The sequence below is a fragment of the Herbaspirillum sp. FG34 genome (assembly GCF_057809315.1).
Genome location: NZ_JBMDJS010000005.1, coordinates 153,955 through 173,918 on the forward strand (window position 1 = coordinate 153,955; position 19,964 = coordinate 173,918).

Annotated in this window: 14 protein-coding genes; 8 read left to right on the plus strand and 6 right to left on the minus strand. The window is 62.3% G+C overall.

The window, feature by feature from the left end; translation table 11 throughout:
* Positions 1-85: 85 nt before the first annotated feature.
* The 6 genes from ACODSZ_RS08610 (at position 86) to ACODSZ_RS08635 (ending at position 10,645) form a co-directional block, all read left to right on the plus strand.
* The gene (locus ACODSZ_RS08610) at positions 86-3,460 is read left to right on the plus strand and encodes a transglutaminase family protein (protein ID WP_175342627.1); all 3,375 of its coding nucleotides are present in this window, start codon (positions 86-88) and stop codon (positions 3,458-3,460) included.
* A 55-nt stretch (positions 3,461-3,515) separates the two neighbouring features.
* The gene (locus ACODSZ_RS08615) at positions 3,516-6,017 is read left to right on the plus strand and encodes a circularly permuted type 2 ATP-grasp protein (RefSeq protein ID WP_488927403.1); all 2,502 of its coding nucleotides are present in this window, start codon (positions 3,516-3,518) and stop codon (positions 6,015-6,017) included.
* 1 nt (position 6,018) lies between these two features.
* Complete coding sequence (locus ACODSZ_RS08620) at positions 6,019-6,963, plus strand: transglutaminase family protein (RefSeq protein WP_175342629.1); 945 nt, start codon at positions 6,019-6,021, stop codon at positions 6,961-6,963.
* A gap of 350 nt (positions 6,964-7,313) precedes the next feature.
* Positions 7,314-8,114 carry a DUF3304 domain-containing protein gene (locus ACODSZ_RS08625; protein WP_488927462.1) on the plus strand — a complete coding sequence of 267 codons (801 nt, stop codon included), beginning with the start codon at positions 7,314-7,316 and terminating at the stop codon, positions 8,112-8,114.
* A complete protein-coding gene (locus tag ACODSZ_RS08630) occupies positions 8,107-8,469 on the plus strand; it encodes a hypothetical protein (protein ID WP_488927404.1) in 363 nt (120 codons plus the stop codon). The genes ACODSZ_RS08625 and ACODSZ_RS08630 overlap by 8 nt, the downstream gene beginning before the upstream one ends.
* Before the next feature lie 295 nt (positions 8,470-8,764).
* Positions 8,765-10,645: a hypothetical protein gene (locus ACODSZ_RS08635; protein ID WP_488927405.1), complete on the plus strand. Its 1,881-nt coding sequence runs from the start codon at positions 8,765-8,767 to the stop codon at positions 10,643-10,645.
* Positions 10,646-10,845: 200 nt separating this feature from the next.
* Here the strand turns inward: ACODSZ_RS08635 and ACODSZ_RS08640 are convergent, their stop codons facing one another.
* From ACODSZ_RS08640 to ACODSZ_RS08660, 5 genes are all read right to left on the minus strand, one after another.
* The gene (locus ACODSZ_RS08640) at positions 10,846-12,225 is read right to left on the minus strand and encodes an MFS transporter (protein WP_175342630.1); all 1,380 of its coding nucleotides are present in this window, start codon (positions 12,223-12,225) and stop codon (positions 10,846-10,848) included.
* A gap of 247 nt (positions 12,226-12,472) precedes the next feature.
* The gene (locus tag ACODSZ_RS08645) at positions 12,473-14,524 is read right to left on the minus strand and encodes a sodium:solute symporter family protein (protein ID WP_175342631.1); all 2,052 of its coding nucleotides are present in this window, start codon (positions 14,522-14,524) and stop codon (positions 12,473-12,475) included.
* Positions 14,514-14,798: a DUF4212 domain-containing protein gene (locus ACODSZ_RS08650; protein ID WP_034349659.1), complete on the minus strand. Its 285-nt coding sequence runs from the start codon at positions 14,796-14,798 to the stop codon at positions 14,514-14,516. The genes ACODSZ_RS08645 and ACODSZ_RS08650 overlap by 11 nt, the downstream gene beginning before the upstream one ends.
* 1 nt (position 14,799) lies before the next feature.
* Positions 14,800-16,386: a sensor histidine kinase gene (locus tag ACODSZ_RS08655; RefSeq protein ID WP_488927406.1), complete on the minus strand. Its 1,587-nt coding sequence runs from the start codon at positions 16,384-16,386 to the stop codon at positions 14,800-14,802.
* 49 nt (positions 16,387-16,435) lie between these two features.
* The gene (locus ACODSZ_RS08660) at positions 16,436-17,146 is read right to left on the minus strand and encodes a response regulator (protein ID WP_008325548.1); all 711 of its coding nucleotides are present in this window, start codon (positions 17,144-17,146) and stop codon (positions 16,436-16,438) included.
* Between the two features lie 288 nt (positions 17,147-17,434).
* Here ACODSZ_RS08660 and ACODSZ_RS08665 point away from each other — a divergent pair, with 288 nt between their 5' ends.
* Together ACODSZ_RS08665 and ACODSZ_RS08670 are read left to right on the plus strand one after the other, a co-directional pair.
* Entirely contained in the window at positions 17,435-17,857 is a 423-nt protein-coding gene (locus ACODSZ_RS08665; protein WP_034349661.1) for a hypothetical protein, read from the plus strand.
* A gap of 217 nt (positions 17,858-18,074) precedes the next feature.
* Positions 18,075-19,037, plus strand: coding sequence for a Tim44 domain-containing protein (locus ACODSZ_RS08670; protein ID WP_488927407.1), 963 nt, complete (start codon positions 18,075-18,077; stop codon positions 19,035-19,037).
* Between the two features lie 319 nt (positions 19,038-19,356).
* On the opposite strand, the gene ACODSZ_RS08675 is transcribed toward ACODSZ_RS08670, so the two are convergent.
* Positions 19,357-19,962: a sensor histidine kinase gene (locus ACODSZ_RS08675; RefSeq protein WP_008325551.1), complete on the minus strand. Its 606-nt coding sequence runs from the start codon at positions 19,960-19,962 to the stop codon at positions 19,357-19,359.
* Positions 19,963-19,964: the final 2 nt, after the last annotated feature.

The following is a 19,964-nucleotide window of genomic DNA, read 5'->3' on the forward strand; positions in this document are numbered from 1 at the left end:
AAACAAGGTATGCAGGAGAACTGCTCCGCATATCGCCAACAACCAAGCCCCGCGCTTGACCATTTGCTTGTCGTAAAGGAATTCCATGTCGATCCACGTGGCCCTGAACCATGTCACCTCTTACAAGTACGACCGTGCCATCAACCTGGGTCCGCAAGTCGTCCGCTTGCGTCCCGCCCCGCACAGTCGTACCCGCATCCTGAGCTATTCGCTGCGCGTGCTGCCCGAGCCGCATTTCATCAACTGGCAGCAGGACCCGGAATCGAACTACCTGGCACGCCTGGTGTTCCCCGAGAAGACCACCGAATTCAAGATCGAGGTGGATCTGGTGGCCGAGATGTCGGTCATCAATCCCTTCGATTTCTTCCTCGAACCTTACGCCGAGCAGTTCCCTTTCGAGTATGCCGAGGACCTGCAGAACGAGCTGTTGCCCTATCGCCAGAAACTGCCGTTGTCGCCGTTGTTCGAGCAATTCCTCAAGAGCGTTCCACGCGAGAAGGTGGGCAGCGCCAATTTCCTGGTGGCCTTGAACCAGAAGCTGGCCAATCACATCGGCTACACCATCCGCATGGAACCCGGCGTGCAGACGCCGGAAGAAACGCTGACCCTGAAGTCCGGCTCCTGCCGTGACTCCTCCTGGTTGCTGGTGCAGTTGCTGCGCCACCTGGGCCTGGCCGCGCGCTTCGTCTCCGGCTACCTGATCCAGCTGACCGCCGACCAGAAATCGCTGGATGGTCCCTCCGGTCCCGAGGCCGACTTCACCGACCTGCACGCCTGGTGCGAGGTCTATCTGCCCGGTGCCGGCTGGGTCGGGCTGGACCCGACTTCGGGCCTGTTCGCCGGGGAAGGCCACATCCCCTTGTCCTGCACACCCGAGCCGGCCTCGGCTGCGCCGGTCAGCGGCCTGGTCGATCCCTGCGAGGTGGAGTTCGAGCACCTGATGTCGGTCCGGCGCATCTGGGAAGCGCCACGCGTGACCAAGCCCTATACCGAAGAACAATGGGCCGCCATCGAGAAACTGGGCCATGCCATCGATGCTGACCTGCAGGCCAATGACGTGCGCCTGACCATGGGCGGCGAACCGACCTTCGTCTCGCTGGACCACCCGGACGAGCCGGAGTGGAACACCGCCGCCATGGGCCCGACCAAGAAGCCGCTGGCGGCCGAGCTGTATCACCGCATGCGCAACAAGTACGCCGCGCAGGGTCTGCCGCATTTCGGCCAGGGCAAGTGGTATCCGGGCGAGCAGTTGCCGCGCTGGGCGCTCAATTGCTACTGGCGCCGCGACGGTGAACCGATCTGGCTCAATCCAGCCCTGATCGGTGACGAGACCCGGCCGAACGTGATCGACAAGATCGTCACCAGCCATTTCCTGCATCGCGTGGCGCAGCGTTTGCAGGTGGATGGCAAGAACGTCTTCCCGGCTTATGAAGACGTGTTCTACTACATGTGGCGCGAGCGCCGCCTGCCGGGCAACGTCGATCCATTCGATTCGCGCGTGGATGACAAGCAGGAGCGCGAGCGCCTGATGAAGGTTTTCACGCAGGGCCTGCAAAGTGCGGTCGGCCATGTGCTGCCGCTGGCGCGTCGCGACGATGGACTCGGCTGGCAGAGCGGTGCGTGGTTCCTGCGCAGTGAGCGCTGCTACCTGTATCCGGGCGACTCTCCCCTGGGTTATCGCCTGCCGCTGGATTCGCTGCCCTGGGTCAAGGAGGGCGAGTATCCCGCCGTCCATCCGGCCGATCCCACCCAGAACTTCCGCCCCTTGCCCAGCAGCGCCGAGATCCGCCGCCAGCTGGGCAGTCCGCAGGAACCGGCGGCGCGCCCGGACAAGGCTGCCAGCGCGGCCGCTGCCATCACTGGCGAAGGCCGCAGCAGTGCAGCCACTACGGCGGCCAGCACCGCTACCCAGACCGTGCCCGCCCCCTTCGAATCAGCCAACTGGCTGACCCGCACCGCGCTGTGTGCCGAGGTACGCAATGGCGTGTTCTACCTCTTCATGCCGCCGCTGGCGCAGCTGGAGCATTATCTGGAACTGGTGGCCGCCATCGAGGCCGTGGCCGAGGAGCTCAAGCAGCCGGTCCTGCTGGAAGGCTACGAGCCGCCGCACGATCCGCGTCTGCGCAAGTTCAGCGTCACGCCCGACCCGGGCGTGATCGAGGTCAACATCCAGCCGGCCAACAACTGGAGCGAACTGGTCGAGCAGACCACCCACCTGTATGAGGCCGCACGGGCCTCGCGCCTGACGACAGAAAAGTTCATGCTCGATGGCCATCATTCCGGCACCGGGGGCGGCAATCACATGGTCCTGGGCGGCATCACGACCAGTGATTCACCTTTCCTGCGACGCCCCGATCTGCTGCGCAGCCTGATCTCCTACTGGCACAATCATCCTTCGTTGTCCTACCTGTTCTCGGGCATGTTCATCGGTCCGACCTCGCAGGCGCCGCGCATCGATGAGGCGCGCAACGATTCGACGGTGGAAATCGAACTGGCCTTCAGCGAGATGGACAAGCAGGTCGCCAAAGGGGAATGCCCGCCCTGGCTGGTGGACCGCCTGCTGCGCAATCTCTTGATCGACGTGACCGGCAACACCCACCGCGCCGAGTTCTGCATCGACAAGATGTATTCCCCCGACAGCGCCACCGGCCGCCTGGGCCTCCTGGAGCTGCGCGCCTTCGAAATGCCGCCGCATGCGCGCATGAGCCTGACCCAGCAACTGCTGCTGCGTGGTCTGGTGGCGCGCTTCTGGAAGGAGCCCTACAAGCCGGCGCGCCTGGTGCGCTGGGGCACGGAACTGCATGACCGCTTCCTGCTGCCGCACTTCATCGAGCAGGATTTTGCCGACGTGATGGCCGACATGAACGAGGCCGGCTATCCCATGCGGGCCGAATGGTTCGCGCCGCACATGGAATTCCGCTGCCCCAAGATCGGCGACTATGCCGTCAAGGGCATGCAGGTCGAATTGCGCACTGCGCTCGAACCCTGGCACGTGCTGGGCGAGGAAAACAGCGGTGGCGGCACGGCGCGCTATGTGGATTCCTCGCTGGAACGCCTGCAGGTCAAGATCACCGGCATGGCCTCCGACCGTTACGTGCTGACCTGCAATGGCGTTCCGGTGCCGCTGCAGCCGACCGGTACCGTCGGGCAGTTCGTCTCCGGTGTACGTTATCGGGCCTGGCAGCCGCCGTCGGCGCTGCATCCGACCATCCCGGTGGATTCGCCGCTGACCTTCGACCTGATCGATACGTGGAATGGCCGCAGCCTGGGCGGTTGCCAATATCATGTGGTGCATCCGGGCGGTCGCAATTACGAAACCTTCCCGGTCAATGCCTTCGAGGCGGAAAGCCGCCGCCTGGCGCGCTATTTCCGCATGAACCATACCCCGGGAAAATGGCAGCTCACCCCGGCGCGGGCGTCTATCGAGTTTCCTTTTACGTTAGACTTACGCTACTTCTAAAACTGAGCCGGGCGCCGTTGCAGGCGCGGCGCGCAGCCCGGCCACTCACTGACTTATGCCCCAGCGTCTACTGGAAAGCTATCCGGTCGCCAGCGATCGTTATGACGAGATGCTGGCCGCCGACGGCCGCCTGCGCCCGCACTGGCGAACGCTGATCGACCAGCTTGAAAACCTCTCGCCGGAGATGCTGCGCCGGCGCGCCAACGAGGTACGCGACGCCATCGCCTCCGATGGCGTGACCTACAACGTCTATGCCGACCCCAAGGGCGCCAACCGCCCCTGGGAGCTGGATCTGCTGCCGCACCTGGTGTCCTCCGAGGAATGGGATTTCCTGGAGCGCGCCGTGGCCCAGCGGGCGCGTCTGATGAATGGCCTGCTCGCCGACATCTACGGCCCCCAGACCCTGATCGCCGAAGGTCTGTTGCCGCCCGCGCTGGTGTTCGGCCAGCACGGCTACCTGATGCCCTGCCACGGCTGGCAGCCACCGGGCGGCGTGCATCTGCATGCCTATGCGATCGATCTGGCGCGCTCGGGCGATGGTACCTGGTGGGTGGTGTCGGACCGCACGCAGGGTCCGTCCGGTACCGGCTATGCGCTGCAGAACCGCCAGATCATGGCGCGCGCCATGCCCGAGGCGCTGCGCGACATGCACGTGGAGTCGCCGCACCGCTACTTCCATACCCTGCGCGCGATGTTGACGCGCCTGGCACCGGCCCAGGGCGAGGTGCCGCTGATCGTGCTGCTCACGCCGGGCCCCTACAACGAAACCTATTCCGAACACGCCTTCCTTGCCCATACGCTGGGCTTCCCGCTGGTGGAAGGGGTGGACCTGACGGTGCGCAGCGACCAGGTGTTCCTGAAGACGCTCAACGGTTTGCGCCGCGTGCACGCCATCCTGCGCCGCATGGACGATGACTATTGTGATCCGCTGGAACTGCGCGCCGATTCCGCTCTCGGTGTGCCGGGCCTGACGCAGGCCGCACGGCTGGGCAATGTGGTCATCGCCAATTCGCTGGGCAGTGGCGTGCTGGAGTCGACGGCGCTGCACGGTTTCCTGCCGGCCATCAACGAACGCCTGTATGGCGAATCGCTGCTGCTGCCCTCGGTGGCGTCGTGGTGGTGTGGCGAGAAACCGGCGCTCGATTACACACTGGCGCATCTCGATGAGCTAGTGATCGTGCCGGCATTTTCTTCGATGCGCATGCAGCCGGTCTTCGGGCATACCGTCACGGGGGCGGCGCGTCGTCGTCTGATCGAAAGCCTGCAATTGCAGCCGCATGCCTATGCCGCCCAGGAATGGGTACGGCTGTCGCAGGCACCGGTGATGTCGCGCAGTGGTGACTATCGCCTGATGAACCGCACCATCAGTCTGCGCGTCTTTGCGGTAGCCGATGGTCAGGGGGGGTATCAGGTCATGCCGGGCGGTCTCACGCGCGTGGCGCCGCGCCAGCGGCGCGATGTGGTCTCGATGCAGCAGGGCGGCACCAGCAAGGATGTGTGGGTACTGCGCGAAGAGGAGCGGCCCGACGCCTCCATGGCCGATGAGCGTCATGGTGCAGAAAACGTCACGGTCATCAGGGGCACGGTCGACGTCTCCTCGCACTCGGGCGAGAACCTGTTCTGGATGGGGCGCTATTCGGAGCGCGTGAAGAATCTCTCGCGCCTCTTGCGCACCACGCTGCAATACACGATGGATGGCCAGACCGAGAGTCGCGGCATGCTGGGCAGCGTGTCGTGGATCTGCAGTCAGTTGGGTGTGCAGATGCCCAAATCCGAACCGCGCCCGACCATCACCGGCCTGCAGCAGAGTCTGCAGGCTGCGGTGGTCGATCCGTCCGCACCGGTGAGCGTGGCCACGCAATTGCGCCAGCTCGCCAATGCCGCCTATCAGGTGCGCGAACATCTTTCTCTGGACAACTGGCACGCGCTGACCAAAATGCCGGCCATGGTGCAGGAACGCATCAATACGCCCGCCGCCGCGCAGCACGTGCTGGGCAACGTGATCGATGCCTGCTCGGGCCTGGCCGGTCATGCGCTGGACGACATGACGCGCGATGCCGGCTGGCAGTTCCTGATGGTGGGCCGTCACATCGAACGCATGGCCAACATGGCTGCGCTGTTGGACAACTTCCTGCGCCTGCCGCCGCAGCGCCAGACCGCCGCGCTCTCGTGGTTGCTGGAGGCGGCCAGCAGCATCGTCACCTATCGCGTGCGTTATCGGCGCACGCCGGAGTGGCTGCCGGTGCTGCACCTGCTGGTGTTCGACGTGAGCAATCCGCATGGCATGGCCTACCAGTTCCGCATGCTGCAGCAATACATGCGCGAGATTGCGCAGCAGCTGGGTTTGCTGAGCATGACCATTCCCTCGCATCTGTCCACCCAGCTCGAAGCGATGAACCTCAACGAGTTTGCGCACGATCATCCCCATGTCGCGCAGGCCAATGCACGCCTGACGCAATTGATGCGCGATGCCGTCAGCGGTGGCTACATGCTCTCCGACGATCTCTCGCGCCATTACTTCACGCCGCTGACCGCACCGGTCAGCCAGGGGGTATGAGATGACTGCCCGGCACCAACGCTACGTCTACCGCATCCATCACCAGACCACTTACCAGTATTCGCTGCCGGTGCGGCTGTCGCATCAGGTACTGCACCTGACGCCGCGCGAACTGCCGTGGCAGCAGTGTCTCTCGCACACCGTCAACATCCTGCCGGGGCCGCAACTGGTGCGCAGCTACGAGGACAATTTCGGCAATGTCATCAAGGCTTTCTCGCTCGATACCGATCACACCAGCCTGGATGTGCAGGCCGATTCCTGGGTTGCGCTCACGCCGCGTGCCCAGCCGCAGCCGGGCATGCCGTGGGAAGAAGCCGTCACGGTGATGGCCTATCACGGCGGGCGCCTGATGGCGCCGGGCATGCTGGAGGCGTCCAATTTCCTGTTCGAATCCTCGCACGTGCGCATCAAGCGCGAGTTCATCCGCTATGCGGCCGAGTGCTTCAGTCCCGGCCTGTCGGTGGTGGAGGGGGTGCGCGCATTGATGATGCGCATCCATGAGGAATTCGCTTTCGATCCGGCAGCGACCACCGTCTCCACACCGGTGACCGAAGTCTTCGTCAATCGCCGTGGCGTGTGCCAGGATTTTGCGCATCTGATGCTGTCCTGCCTGCGTTCCATGGGACTGGCCGCGCGCTACGTCAGCGGTTATCTGCTGACCGAACCGCCGCCCGGGCAGCCGCGCCTGATCGGTGCCGATGCCTCGCATGCGTGGGTCTCGGTGTATTGCCCCGGTGCGGACGGTGGCGAAGGGACGTGGATCGATGCCGACCCGACCAATGGCGTCTTCCCCGATACCAGTCACATCACGCTGGGCTGGGGACGCGATTTCCTCGACATCTCGCCCTTGCGCGGCGTGCTCATCGGTGGGGGGCAGCAGAGCATGCAGGTGGCCGTGACGGTGTTGCCAGGGGAGGAAGCGCAGGGTTTGCAGCTGTCGATCTGAGCCGCGTCGTTCTTTTCGAACCCAAGAAAAATGGCCCGTCACGGATTTCCGTGGAATGCCTCTCTGCTCTTCTGGGCAGAACGCATCTCACGCCTATTTATGAAATGGGTTCTAGATTCTCTCGCGTTCCCGCGCTCCAGCCAGCCTTGCGCGCCTCGCGCAGCCTTCATGCCGCGCACCATGAATTCCTGCACTGTGGGAACAATCCGCATCACGCATCGTCAAAACGCCCGTCAAGGCGCATCGACATGTTCAATCTCGGGCAACATCAGAAAAAATATACGTCCTCCAGGGATCGCCGTCGGCGGCACGAGCTGAACGGCACACCAACTTGGTTTCAAGGAAAAAGCATGAAAAAAGCAGGTCTCGTCTCGCTGTGTCTCGCGCTGCTTGTCTCATTGGCCGGCTGTGATGCCTTTTCATCGGAACCGACCTATAAGGGCTTGAGTGTTGAGGGGTTTAATTACACGCCATATAACTTGAGCCGTTTTGTCATCACGGACAAATACGGCAACAGGGCCAGCGGCGGTGGAGATTTGCCGCCCGGTTCCGGAGAGGGCCGTCTTAGTTGTTGTTACTCGTTGAAAGGAACAGAATTTACCGTTGACTGGCGGGTGTATGACGCTGATGAAGCAATTAAGGACTTATACGCTCCGATTAAATACATAGAGAAAAAAACGGAGGTGCATCTACCTCCCACCAAAGTCGAAGGAGGAGCCGGCACCAGAATATTAGGGCTGCATTTTTATCCGGATGATCACATCGAATTTGAGTTCCGAACGGATTTGAGAGGTTCGCGTATTGATTTCGCAGAGGTCGATTATCGCCTCATGCAGAAACATAAAGATCTCATGAATCCTCAGGGGAAACTTGATGAGTTCGCTGTCTTTCGCCGCACGGCTCGCGTCGCCGCCGAAGGATGGAAAAAGTATCGTCTGACTGATAATGGCGATTTGGAGCAGTATGTTTATTACTCCCTCTTTGTTAACAAGGATTTTGATCAGCATCCGGTGGTGCAGCAAATCATTAAGTCTACAAAAGGAAAGCCCGGCGAATTCGGACGTGAGTTAGAGACGCTTTCAGCGGAAACGCGACGTGAAATAAAAGCTAATAAATTTAAACATGCCAAAACCGGGGAAAGCAATGGCTGAAGTCCAGACCTCGGATGATGGCGCTATCAGTCCCGCGGATAAGACTCCGCCCAAGGTCGTTCTTGGAATGGCGGCACATATTGCAGCAACGCGAAAGGCTGAAAAGCTCACTTGTCAGTGCGATATTCACATGGGATTCTTTTTTGATGGTTTCGGACGTTCCAAAGATTTGGATGATCCAACCAGTTCCCGCTACTCGAACATTTCCCGCTTATGGGAGGCTTATCGTGATAACAATGATAGGCGAAGAAAAAATACGCCGAATGAATTCTGGTACCCCTTTTACTATTCCGGACTAGGGCCTGTTCACATTCAATCTGTGAGTGCGAGAGGTCGCCAAGCGTTGGCTGCCTAGGCGCAGCGACGCGCCGTGGTGGTGCCACGGCAAGGAGCTGCAACAACGGCAGGCGACGCTTGGCGGCCTCTCCCGGAGGGTTGCCCCCAGAAGGCGCGCTGGCCGCGTTGCACGTCAGGGCTGGTGGCACCACCACCAGCCCTGACGCGCGCCTTGCCACCACGCCTTCTGGGGGCAACGCATCTCACAGATTGAATGTGAACAGGCCCTAGGTACGCCCCTGAATGATGATGCAGCAAGTAACGCCATTGTCTCCGGCGCATTGAAGGTCGCGGCAAACGCCGGCAAGGCGGTGATGGACAAAGCAAAGTCCACCGCCAAGGAGGCCACAGGCGTAGACAAGCTGGATGGTGTCGCAAAGCTGGCTTCTCCGACCAAGATCGGAACCAAGGCGCTGAAGGATTCATTGTCGGAAATGTCGTTCAGACCAGTGGTAAAAGCCTACAAGGACATCATCAAGGATATCAAGGAGGCACCCGAAAACATTCGTAATGTCTTGCGCCTGGCCGAGGGAAACGAGTGGGTCATGCGTGGCAAGGCATCGGTGCGCGGCCTGCTGTATGACGCCAGGAAAAATCCGTTGAAGGCTGGCTGGGCTGTGGCAAAAACGGTCTTTTCCGATCTGATCGTGGACTCCATTCCCTTGGTGAGAGACAGCAGAGCCGCCTCAACCGTGTTTGGAACAGGGGTGGATGCCAGGCTGACTGCCGCACTTGATCAGTTCGAGGCTGCCTGGAAGGATGCCAAGGCGCAGATCCCAAAGGTGCAACGGATTCAAGTTTCCGTATTTGGGGCGGATCGCGGCGCAGTCATCGCACGTGCGTTCGTCAATGAACTGGCGCGCAAATACAAGCGCGCCAATGCAGAAGATCTGGCCATCGAGGGCGACGCCATCGACATCAAGTTTCTCGGCATGTTCGATGCTGTATCGTCACTGATCGAAGAAAACAAGCTGATCGGTTTTCTGCCCTTGGTGGGCATGGTCAAGCAAAACTTCGGCGACCGTCCGCTAGGTGTGCCGCCAGCCGTCAAGAAATGCGTGCATTTTGCCGCCGCCCATGAACTGCGTTTTTACCAGCGGCTCGATAGTCTCGAGAAAACCCGTGGCGAGCAGTTTCTCTATCCGGGTACCAGCGAAGACATCACGTGTGGTGCGCCTGATGGCTCGATGGGATTTCGCGCAGAACTGCAGCGGGTAGCTTTGCGCGATATGCTCAACGAAGCACTGATGGCGGGCGTGATGCTCGACAGGATGGAAGATCTTGCCAGATTCAAACCAGAAAGTTTCAGGAAATTCTCGTTGGCAGCCCCCATCAACGACGGCAAATCCAATTACCAGATGATGGACCTGATAGCTGCGTACCGGAAGATCGTTCCGCGTACGCAAGGTCTTGATTTTGCCGCGCACATGAAGGTGTTTATTCAATGGCTGGCGGTGCGATATCAATCGCCGGAGTTTCGCGCGTCGGTGACCAGTCACGCCGATGAAGTGAAGGCGGCGCAACGCGCCAAACAGAAACGCGTCGAGATCGCGCAGGCGGAGTTCGAGGCAGCACGAGCCGCAAAGCCATTCGATCAGGAGCGCTACGGGCGAGCCACAGGTGCCTTATTCAAGGCGCAACAGGACGATCAGAGTACGATGCAAAAGACGATTTATGAAGCGCATCGTCCTTTCGTCAGCGTGTGGGAACGGCTTGATTCCGAGTCCAAAAAAATCGTCGAGATGCGCGCACAAGAGCAAAAGCGGATCGATGATGAGCCACGCCGCAAGAGCCAATGGCAAAAATTGATGGATGAACGTGAAGCCCCCTGGCGGGCAAAGGGAATGAGTCCGCCTGGAATGCCGCCGACTTACCGCCCCGCCCGCCCCCTGATGAGCCCCGAAGAGTTCCTGTTGGGTGACGCCTGGATCGCAGCCTCCAGCGGCAAGACAACACTGCCGGACGATGTCATGGCGCTGTTCGATCTGCTGGTGCACGACACGATGTTGACCAGTTGGCACGATCACTTGCTGTCTTCGACGCTTTATTTCCAGACGCGTGCGACCGATGCCTTCGGCGTGACCGATGCCAAGGAAGAAGATGAAACCCGCAAGCAAGACGATGCCAATGCCGCCCGCATCAAACAGATGCAGGATACGATGCAAATGCCGCGCATGAGCCAGGCAAGTCAATAGCAGGCAAGTTACGTGTGGGCTATGCTCGGCACGCAGAAACGCTCTTCTTCCAGCCTGACATCATCGCAATATTCACCGCCAGGATGACTTCCTCCTTTTGGTGCCAGCCCACGGTAGAACGGTTATGGTGTCACATGAGTACGCAAAAAGAATGGCCACTGATCGCGAGATCAGTGGCCATTTCATTTCAGGCTGGCAGGTCAGTGCGCTCCGGCATCGGCGACCATCAGCGGCTTGCCGCCGTCAGGACGGTTGCGGTCCGAAGCCTGCTTGACCAGCAGCGCCACGGTCGAGACCAATGCAGCCGTGGCCACCACCGCGAACACTTCGCCAAAGCCCAGTTGACGGCGCGTCAGTTCGGCTACCAGGAAGGAACCGGCGATGCCGCCAAAGCGGCCCACGCCCAGCATCCACGCCACGCCGGTGGCACGACCACGGGTCGGGTAGTAAGCGGCGGCCAGCGCCGGCAGGGACGATTGCGCGGTATTCATCAGACTGCCGGCGACGAAGACTACCACCGTCAGTACACCCACATTGCCCGCCGCCTGGCCGATGGCAAACACGGCCACGGCGGTGGCGGCAAAGCCGATGGCGATGACCCGGTTGGCGTTGTAGCGGTCCATCAGCCAGCCGGCCAGGATGGCCCCCACGCCGCCCAGCGGGAACAGTGCAGCAATGAGCGTGGCCGTCCTGGGGGCCAGGCCGGCATCCTTGAACAGCACCGGCATCCAGTTCACCAGCGCATAGAAGATCACCAGCCCCATGAAGTAGGCCAGCCACAGCATGCAGGTGCCGATCAGGTAACGCGGTTCGAACAGCATGGCGATGCCGCTCTTGCCATTGGCGACGTCGCCCTGCGGGCCGGTCTCGGTCAGGGTGAAACGACTGACATTGGCCGCAGAGGAGGAGATGCGACGCAGGACCGCAGCGATGCGCCCGGCCGGGTAACCCTTGGCCACCATGTGGCGCACCGACTCCGGCAGGCTGGGCAGCATCACCAGCAACAGCAGCAGGGGAGCGGCACCACCCAGCATCAACACGCTGCGCCAGCCCCACAGCGGGATCATCCACGCGGCCAGGAAGCCGCCCAGCGCCGCTCCCAGCGGGAAGCCGCAGAACATGGCATTGGTCAGCATGGCGCGGCGGGCCGCCGGGCTGTACTCACTGGTGAGCGTGACGGCATTGGGCATGGCCGCGCCCAGGCCGAGGCCGGTCAGGAAGCGCAGGATGGTCAGCTCCTGCAGGTTGCCGGCGAAGGCCGAGCCCATGCAGGCGGTGCCCATCACCAGTACCGACAGCAGCAAGATCTTGCGACGGCCATAGCGGTCGGCCAAGGGACCCGAGGTCAGCGCACCGGCGGCCAGGCCGAACAGGGCGGCACTGAGTACCGGCGCCAGGTCCGGCTTGGCGATGCCCCAGTCCTTGAGCAGCGACGGGGCGATGAAGCCGATGGCAGCCGTGTCGAAGCCGTCCAGCAGGACGACGAAGAAGCACAGCGCAAAGATCAGCCATTGATAACGCGAGAAGGGCTCGCGGTTGATGAAAGCCTGGACGTCCAGGGCAGGGGTTTGCGGTCTCATGTCTCTCTCTTCTGATTGTTGGGGGGTACGGCTGTTTTGTTTTTTTGTGCGAAAAGTATAAAACAATGCCGAACGAATGTGTTCGGTCATTGCGCATCTGTGCGGTAGGCGAACAAAATCGTGTTTTGTGAAGGAAAGCACAAAGGCCCCCGCCGGCCGGACCGCGGCAGGCAGGGGGAGAAGCTTGGATGAAGGAAATTGTCCAAAACCGGAGCGCAGCATGCGCGCCGGCCTCAGCCGGTTCTGCTCAGGGCGTGCGGATATGATCGATCAGCGCGATGGTGGCTTCATCCGGCGGCGGCGTGAGCAGGCTGACGATGACCATGGCGGCGATGCCGACCGGCACGCCGAAGATGCCTGCCGAGATCGGTGCGATATGGAACCACTGCCCGGCCACGCTGCCGCCGAAGGAGGGATTGGTATGCAGCATGTAATACACGCACATGAGGAAGCCGCAGACGATGCCGGCAATCGCTCCGGGCTGGTTGGCGCGTTTCCAGAAGACCCCCAGCACCAGTGCCGGGAACAGCGTGGAGGCTGCCAGCGAAAAGGCTGCGCCGACCATGGAGAGGATGTCGCCCGGTTTGAGCGAGGCCGCATAGGCCGCCAGCAAGGCCACCACCAGCAAGAGCAGCTTGGAGATGGTCACGCGCTTCTGTGTGGAGGCGCTGGGGTCGACCACCTTGTAATAGACGTCGTGCGAGAGGGCATTGGAGATGGTCAGCAGCAGTCCGTCCGCCGTCGACAGCGCCGCGGCCAGGCCACCTGCGGCCACCAGTCCGGAAACGAAATACGGCAGCCCGGCGATCTCCGGCATGGCCAGCACGATGATGTCGCCATCCATGGAAATCTCGCCCAGCTGCACCAGTCCGTCGTGGTTGAGATCATGGATGGAGACCAGCGGATTGAGCTTGTCCATGTTGGCCCAGTAATACACCCAGTCCGGCAAATGGCTGTAGCTGCTGCCCACCAGCGAGGTGTAGATGTCGTATTTCACCAGTACCGTCAGCGCCGGCACGGTGAGGTAGATCAGCATGATGAAGAACAGCGTCCAGAATACCGAACTGCGCGCCCCCGCCACGGTGGGCGTGGTGTAGTAGCGCATGAGGATGTGCGGCAAGGCGGCGGTGCCCAGCATCAGGCAGAACACCAGCGCCAGGAAGTTGTTGCGCTTGATGTCCGAGCTTTGCTGGTCGCGCCCGGGGAAGGGTTCGGTCTGCGACACCGGTGGTTGCGCTCGCGCCAGATTGGCCGCACGCGCCTCGGTCCATTTGCGTTCGGCTTCCTCGGGCGACTTGGGATAGGCCGACAGCGCCCGGCTGGCGGCCTTGATGTCGGCCAGCGAGGCGTGCGTATTGCGGCGCACCTGAGCGGCGTGGTTCTGCGCTTCCACGCGGCCGTCAAGCCAGGATTGCGGCAGGTGCTTCAGGCGGCGGTCGTAGTCATCGGCCTGCGCCTGGAAGATCTGACGCACTTCCTGTTCCTTGGGATCACTCTCCAGCCGGTGTTCCAGCGCCGAGAGCTTGGGCAGCACCGCGCCATAGGCCACCGGCGGTACCGGTACGGTGGCATGCTTGGCCGACAGCCAGATCACCGGGATCAGGTAGGCCAACAGGATGATGATGTATTGCGCCACCTGGGTCCAGGTGATGGCGCGCATGCCACCGAGGAAGGAGCACACCAGGATGCTGGCCAGTCCGAGGAAGATGCCGATGGAAAAGTCGATGCCGGTAAAGCGCGAGGTGATCAGGCCCACGCCATAGATCTGCGCGACCACATAGGTGAAGGAGATCAGGATGGTTGCTGCCACCGCCAGGATGCGGATCACGTTCACACCGTGGCTGCCGGGTTTGCCTGGATAGCGCGCGGCGAGGAAATCGGCGATGGTGTATTGCCCGAACTTGCGCAGGTAGGGTGCGATCAGCAAGGCCACCAGGCAGTAGCCGCCGGTCCAGCCGATGATGTAGGCCAGGCCGTCGAAGCCCTGCAGGTAGAGGCCGCCGGCCAGGCTGATGAAGGTCGCCGCCGAGATCCAGTCGGCGGCGGTGGCCATGCCGTTGAACAGCGGCGGCACGCGTCGTCCGGCGACATAGTATTCGGGCACGTCGGAGGTGCGGCAGACCACACCGATGCCGGCATACAGGCCGATGGTGACGAACAGGAACAGATAGCCGATCCATGAGCGCGGCATGCCTTCGTGCTCCAGGATGGCCAGTACGCACAGGAAGATGATGAAGCCCAGCGTGTAGAGGCCGTAGTAACGGCACAGGCGCCGGAAGAAATCCTTGTTACTCTCCATGCCAGGGCTCACCTTGTTCACGTCTGACCAGTTGTTCGATGCGGCGCATGCGGCGCAGGTAGATCACCACGATGGCCAGGTAGACCAGCATCATGCCCTGCGCGGCCATGTAGAAGGAGATCGGCCAGCCGAACAGGTGTACCTGATCCAGCTCGCGCGCGAAATAGATGAAGAAGAACGTGGCCAGGAACCACAGTGCCAGCAGCCAGGCCGTCATGCGGCGAGTGCGGTGCCATTGGTTGCCGGGGTCGTTGGGAGGGGCGCCGTGGTCCATGTCAGGTGATGTCGTCGAAGAAGGGCGTGTGCGGCATCATGCGAAAGCACACGCGAAACAGGCTGCCCGGGTAGCGGGGATCGGTACTGCGCGGATTGTGCGTGAGCTCGACTGCGGCCTCGTGCTGCTGCGCAATCTCGCGCACGATGGCCAGGCCCAGGCCGCTGCCGGTGCTGGGCGTGCCGAGGATGCGATAGAAGCGCTCGAAGACGTTGGTGCGTTCGGCGGCCGGGATGCCGGGACCGTTGTCTTCCACTTCGAGGATGGCCAGGCCACCGCCCTCGTCGGTACGGGCGCGCACCGTGACCCGGCCATTGCCATCGTGCGGTGTGTAATGCAGGGCATTGTCCAGCAGGTTGGACAATAGTTCGCGCAGCATCACCGCATTGCCGGTGATGAGGATGGGGTGATCGGGCTGCTCGAAACCCAGATCGATGCGCTGGGTGAAGGACATCGGCACCCAGTCCTGCACCACGCTGCGCGCCAGTTCGTTGAGTTCCAGCGGCAACATGCCACCGGATTGTGATTGCTGGTTTTCGGCACGTGCCAGGGAGAGCAGCTGATTGACCAGGCGGGTGGCGGTTTCCGAACTCTTGGCCAGTTGCTCCAGCGAGCGGCGCACGTCGTCCTGGTCCTCCTGGCGCAGCGCCAGTTCGGACTGCATGCGCATACCGGCCAGCGGGGTTTTCATCTGGTGCGCAGCATCGGCGATGAAGCGCTTCTGGATGGCGATGGTCTGCGACAGCCGCGCCAGCATGTCGTTGAGCGAGCGCACCAGGGGCGAGATTTCTTCGGGGACCTGGCCGGAATCGATGGGCGAGAGATCATCGGGGCGGCGTGCGCGGATGCGTTGCTGCAATTCCGACAGCGGAGACAGCCCGCGCGAGAGCGCGAACCACACCAGCGCCAGCGCCACCGGCAGGATCACGAACTGCGGCAGGATCACGCCCTTGATGATTTCATTGGCGAGCTGGGCGCGCTTTTCCAGCGTCTCGCCGACCTGCACCGTGGCCAGGCGCGGCTCGTGCTGGGCGGCGCGCTGGGCCGGGCTGCGGCGCAGGTCTACTTGCAGGGTGGCGATGCGCACGTCGCTGCCGTGCAGGATGTCATTGCGGAACTGCACCGTGCCCAGTGTGGCGCGTTCATCTTCTCCAGGCGGCTGGGGCATGTCGACGTCGCCCTCCACATATTCGCCGTTGGGGCCGGTGACCTTGTAGTAGATGTTGTCGATGTCATCGGCGCGCAGCAGGTCGCGCGCCGACACCGGCAATCTCGCCACCACCTTGCCATTGACTTCCGAGACCTGCTGCGCGAGCACGGTCACGCTGTCTTCCAGGGCGCGGTCGAAGGGCTGGTTGGCGATCGACTGTGCAATCAGATAGGTGATGGCGATGCTCATCGGCCACAGCAGCAGCAGCGGCGCCAGCATCCAGTCAAGGATCTCGCCGAAGAGCGAACGCTGGATGCGTTCGACCGGCTGCGTGGCCAGGGCGGCGCGGCGTTTCTTGCGGGGGGCTGGGGCGGCAGGCGCCTCCTGTGCCGGCTCGGCAGATGAGGCAGCAGCAGGGGAGGGATCGCGCGCGGTCATCGGTTCTCAGCGCGCGGCTGTCGGGGCCAGTGCCGCGGAGGGCGCGCCGTCAAGCCGCGCCGCTGGAGACTGCCAGCGGTGCGGCACCGGTCTCGGGCAGCTTTTCCAGGCAATAGCCGAGTCCGCGCACGGTGGCGATGCGTACGCCGCCGACCTCGATTTTCTTGCGCAGACGATGGACATAGACCTCGATGGCATTGTTGCTGACTTCCTCTCCCCATTCGCACAGGTGGTCCACCAGCTGTTCCTTGGAGACCAGGCGACCCGTACGTTGCAATAATACTTCCAGCAGGCCCAGTTCCCGTGCCGACAGCTCCAGCATCTGCTCGCCGATGTAGGCGATGCGGCCGACCTGGTCGAAGGACAGCGGTCCATGCCGGATGACGGTCGGACCACCACCGGCACCGCGCCGGGTCAGGGCGCGCACCCGCGCTTCCAGTTCGGAGAGGGCGAAGGGCTTGGCCATGTAATCATCGGCACCGAGATCGAGTCCCTGGACGCGCTGTTCCACCGAGTCCGCCGCCGTCAGGATCAGCACCGGCAGGCGCGAATTGCGCGCGCGCAGGCGGCGCAGTACTTCCAGACCGGACATCTTGGGCAGGCCCAGGTCCAGGATCAGCAGGTCGAAATCCTGGGTGGACAGGGCCGAATCAGCTTCCACCCCGTTCTTGACACAGTCGGCTGCATAGCCGGAATGGCGCAGGGAACGGGTCAGGCCGTCGGCCAGTACGCTGTCGTCTTCAGCAAGGAGGATGCGCATAGGAATCGGTCAGCGGGGCGGCCCGGCTGAAATGTCTCGGATGGTTGAATTATTGTGCTGGCTTTTCATTCATATTCCACTAATTGCAATCTCAATGCAAATCAGGGATATCCTGAGGCAGCCTGTCCTTGACGGAGGTCATCTTGTTGCCTTTAAGTGTAACAATTGAAGGCGGGTCATTGAAGTTGGGCGCTTAGGCCTTATAGTAGTGAGCGTCAGCAAGATTTACTTGCTGACGGCGCAATTTTTGTTGATATAATTTCTCGCATCCATTGCTGGAAAAATCTGATGAAACGTTTGTGGGTCCTCCTGCTGATCTGTCTGTTACCGGTGCAAGTTTTTGCAGCGGTGCTGACGTACGCCAGCTCGATGGCCGCCACCGACTTCTCGGTACCGGCCCCGGTGCAAGCCGCCGTGGCGACCCAGCATCTGGTTTCCAAGACCGTTTCCCTGTCCGACCAGGCCCCCGCCGTGGGTGAGGACCAGTCCCATGCCGCGCTCTCCGACGTGGCTGGCAACGACGACGACAGCACCGGCTATGCCGACAACGGTGAAGACTTCTCCACGCACGCCGGTATCGGTGACGAGCCCGTGCTGATGCAATCCCTGGCCATGGTGCCGCAAACCTCCCGCCTGGCGCCCGCTCTGCGTAGCGATGCCGCCCTGCAACCCCCGTTCCTGCCGCGCGCAGGACGTCCCCCCCGGGCCTGATCCCGTCGCCACGCGCGACAGGACTTGCTGCGCCCGCTGAACTGCCCCTGATATTGCCTGAGGCTTCGCGTCGTGCGACAGCAGGATCCTGCGCGTGTGCGACCAGCGCCGGCCTGCCCGCGCCGCTGCTGATACCGCCGGGCACACCTGTTCCAGACATTCCAGAATCACGGCCGATGTGACCGCATCACATCATCAGAATCCTCTAGGAGATAGCATGAAAAAAGCATTTGTCGCGCTGATAGTGGCGGTCATGACGCTGTCTGTTGGCATGTCGGCCGTCGAAGCCAAGCGTCTTGGCGGTGGCGGTTCGATCGGCAAACAGTCTTCCAGCGCCAGCCGTCAGGCGCAGAGCCCTGCGCCGATGCAGCAGAACCAGGCGGCCGCTGCCAAGCCGGCCGCTCCTGCTGCGGCTCCGGCTGCCGCAGCCGCCAAACCGAGCATGTGGAAGGGCCTGCTGGGTGGCGCCCTGCTGGGCCTGGGTCTGGGCGCGCTGCTGTCGCACTTCGGCCTGGGTGGCGCACTGGCCAGCATGATCAGCACCATCCTGACCGTGGCCCTGATCGCCCTGGCGATCATGTTCGTCATCCGCATGTTCCGCCGCAAGTCGGAGTCGGCACAAGCCTCGCAACCGGCACCGGCCTGGGCCAGCGCCGCACCGCAAGCAGCTGATACCCAATCGGCCACGCCGCAGATCGGCTCCATGCTCAAGACCGACCAGTCCGCCGCAGCGACTACCCAGAGCGGTTTTGGTGGTGGTTTCGGCAACGCCGAGGTAGCCCCTGCCTACGGCATCCCGGCCGGTTTCGACACCGTGGGCTTCGTGCGCAATGCCAAGACCTACTTCATCCGCCTGCAAGCGGCATGGGACAAGGCTGACATCAACGACATCCGCGAATTCACCACCCCCGAGATGTTTGCCGAGCTGCGCCTGCAGATCCAGGAACGCGGTGCGGTCGCCAATCAGACCGATGTGGTCTCGCTGGATGCGGAAGTGCTGGGCGTGGAAACGGTGGGCAATGATTACCTGGCCAGCGTGAAGTTCTTCGGCTTCATCAAGGAAGACCCGACCGCCTCGCCAGTCCAGTTCGCCGAGATCTGGAACCTGTCCAAGCCGGCTGCTGGTCAGGGCGGCTGGGTGCTGGCAGGTATCCAGCAGCTCGATGCAGTCCAGGCCTGAGCTCTGGGCTAGTAGCCCGCAAGAATTGGCAAGAACGTTCACGTAGTACGTATTTGTTTGGCGCGGAAGGCGGCGGTTAGTGGATGAGCGTCGCCAGTCCGTTTTACCGCCGGCGTTTGCCGGCGGTTTTTTTTGTTCACTTCGTTTGTCATTGCGCGCCTGAATTTCTCTTCATTTCGGCCCGGAACCGCCCAGATGGCGCGGCTTTCCTCTGCGCTCCCGTCCTTTTCCTTCCTGTTGCTGCTCGCCAATAAAAAAGCACCGCCTTGGCGGTGCTTGTGGTGCTAGTGGTGCTGGTGCCCGGGGACTTCCCATGGACTTACGGCAGGCACAATTCGAACAGCGCACCGCCCTCGGGATGATTGGATAGCCGCGCTTCCCCGTGCCGGGTCTCCTTGTTGTGGGCGGTGGCAATCGCGTTGCACAAGTCCATGCCCAGTCCGGTGGAGGGCTTCTTTTCCTGGGTGCCGATGCCGGGGCCATCGTCGCGTACCGTGAAGATCACCCCACCCTCCGGATGCTTGCGGCAGCCCAGCGCGATCTGCGAACGCGCAAAGCGGCTGGCATTCTGGAGTGCCGCTTCCAGCGCCAGTGCCACCAGGTGTTCATCGAAGAAGCCGATGAGCGGCATGTCGGTTTCGTCCACCTGCAGCAGGATGTCACTGCTGCGGGCCACGCCATGCTCGCGCACCAGCGCATCGAGGAAGTCCAGCGGCGAGACCGCCTCGACCTGCGCGCGCAGGCCCTGGGAGTCTGCCTTGTAGAGGGTCAGGAAGGCGATCAGCTTTTCCTGCAGGGCCAGACAGGTGACATGGGCCTGCTGGACGCGCGGCACGTCGTCGGACAGGCGGCGCAATTCCCCCTCCAGCACGCCCAGGGAGTTTTTGATGTCGTGAATGATGATCGCGGCAAGCTTGGGATCCATGG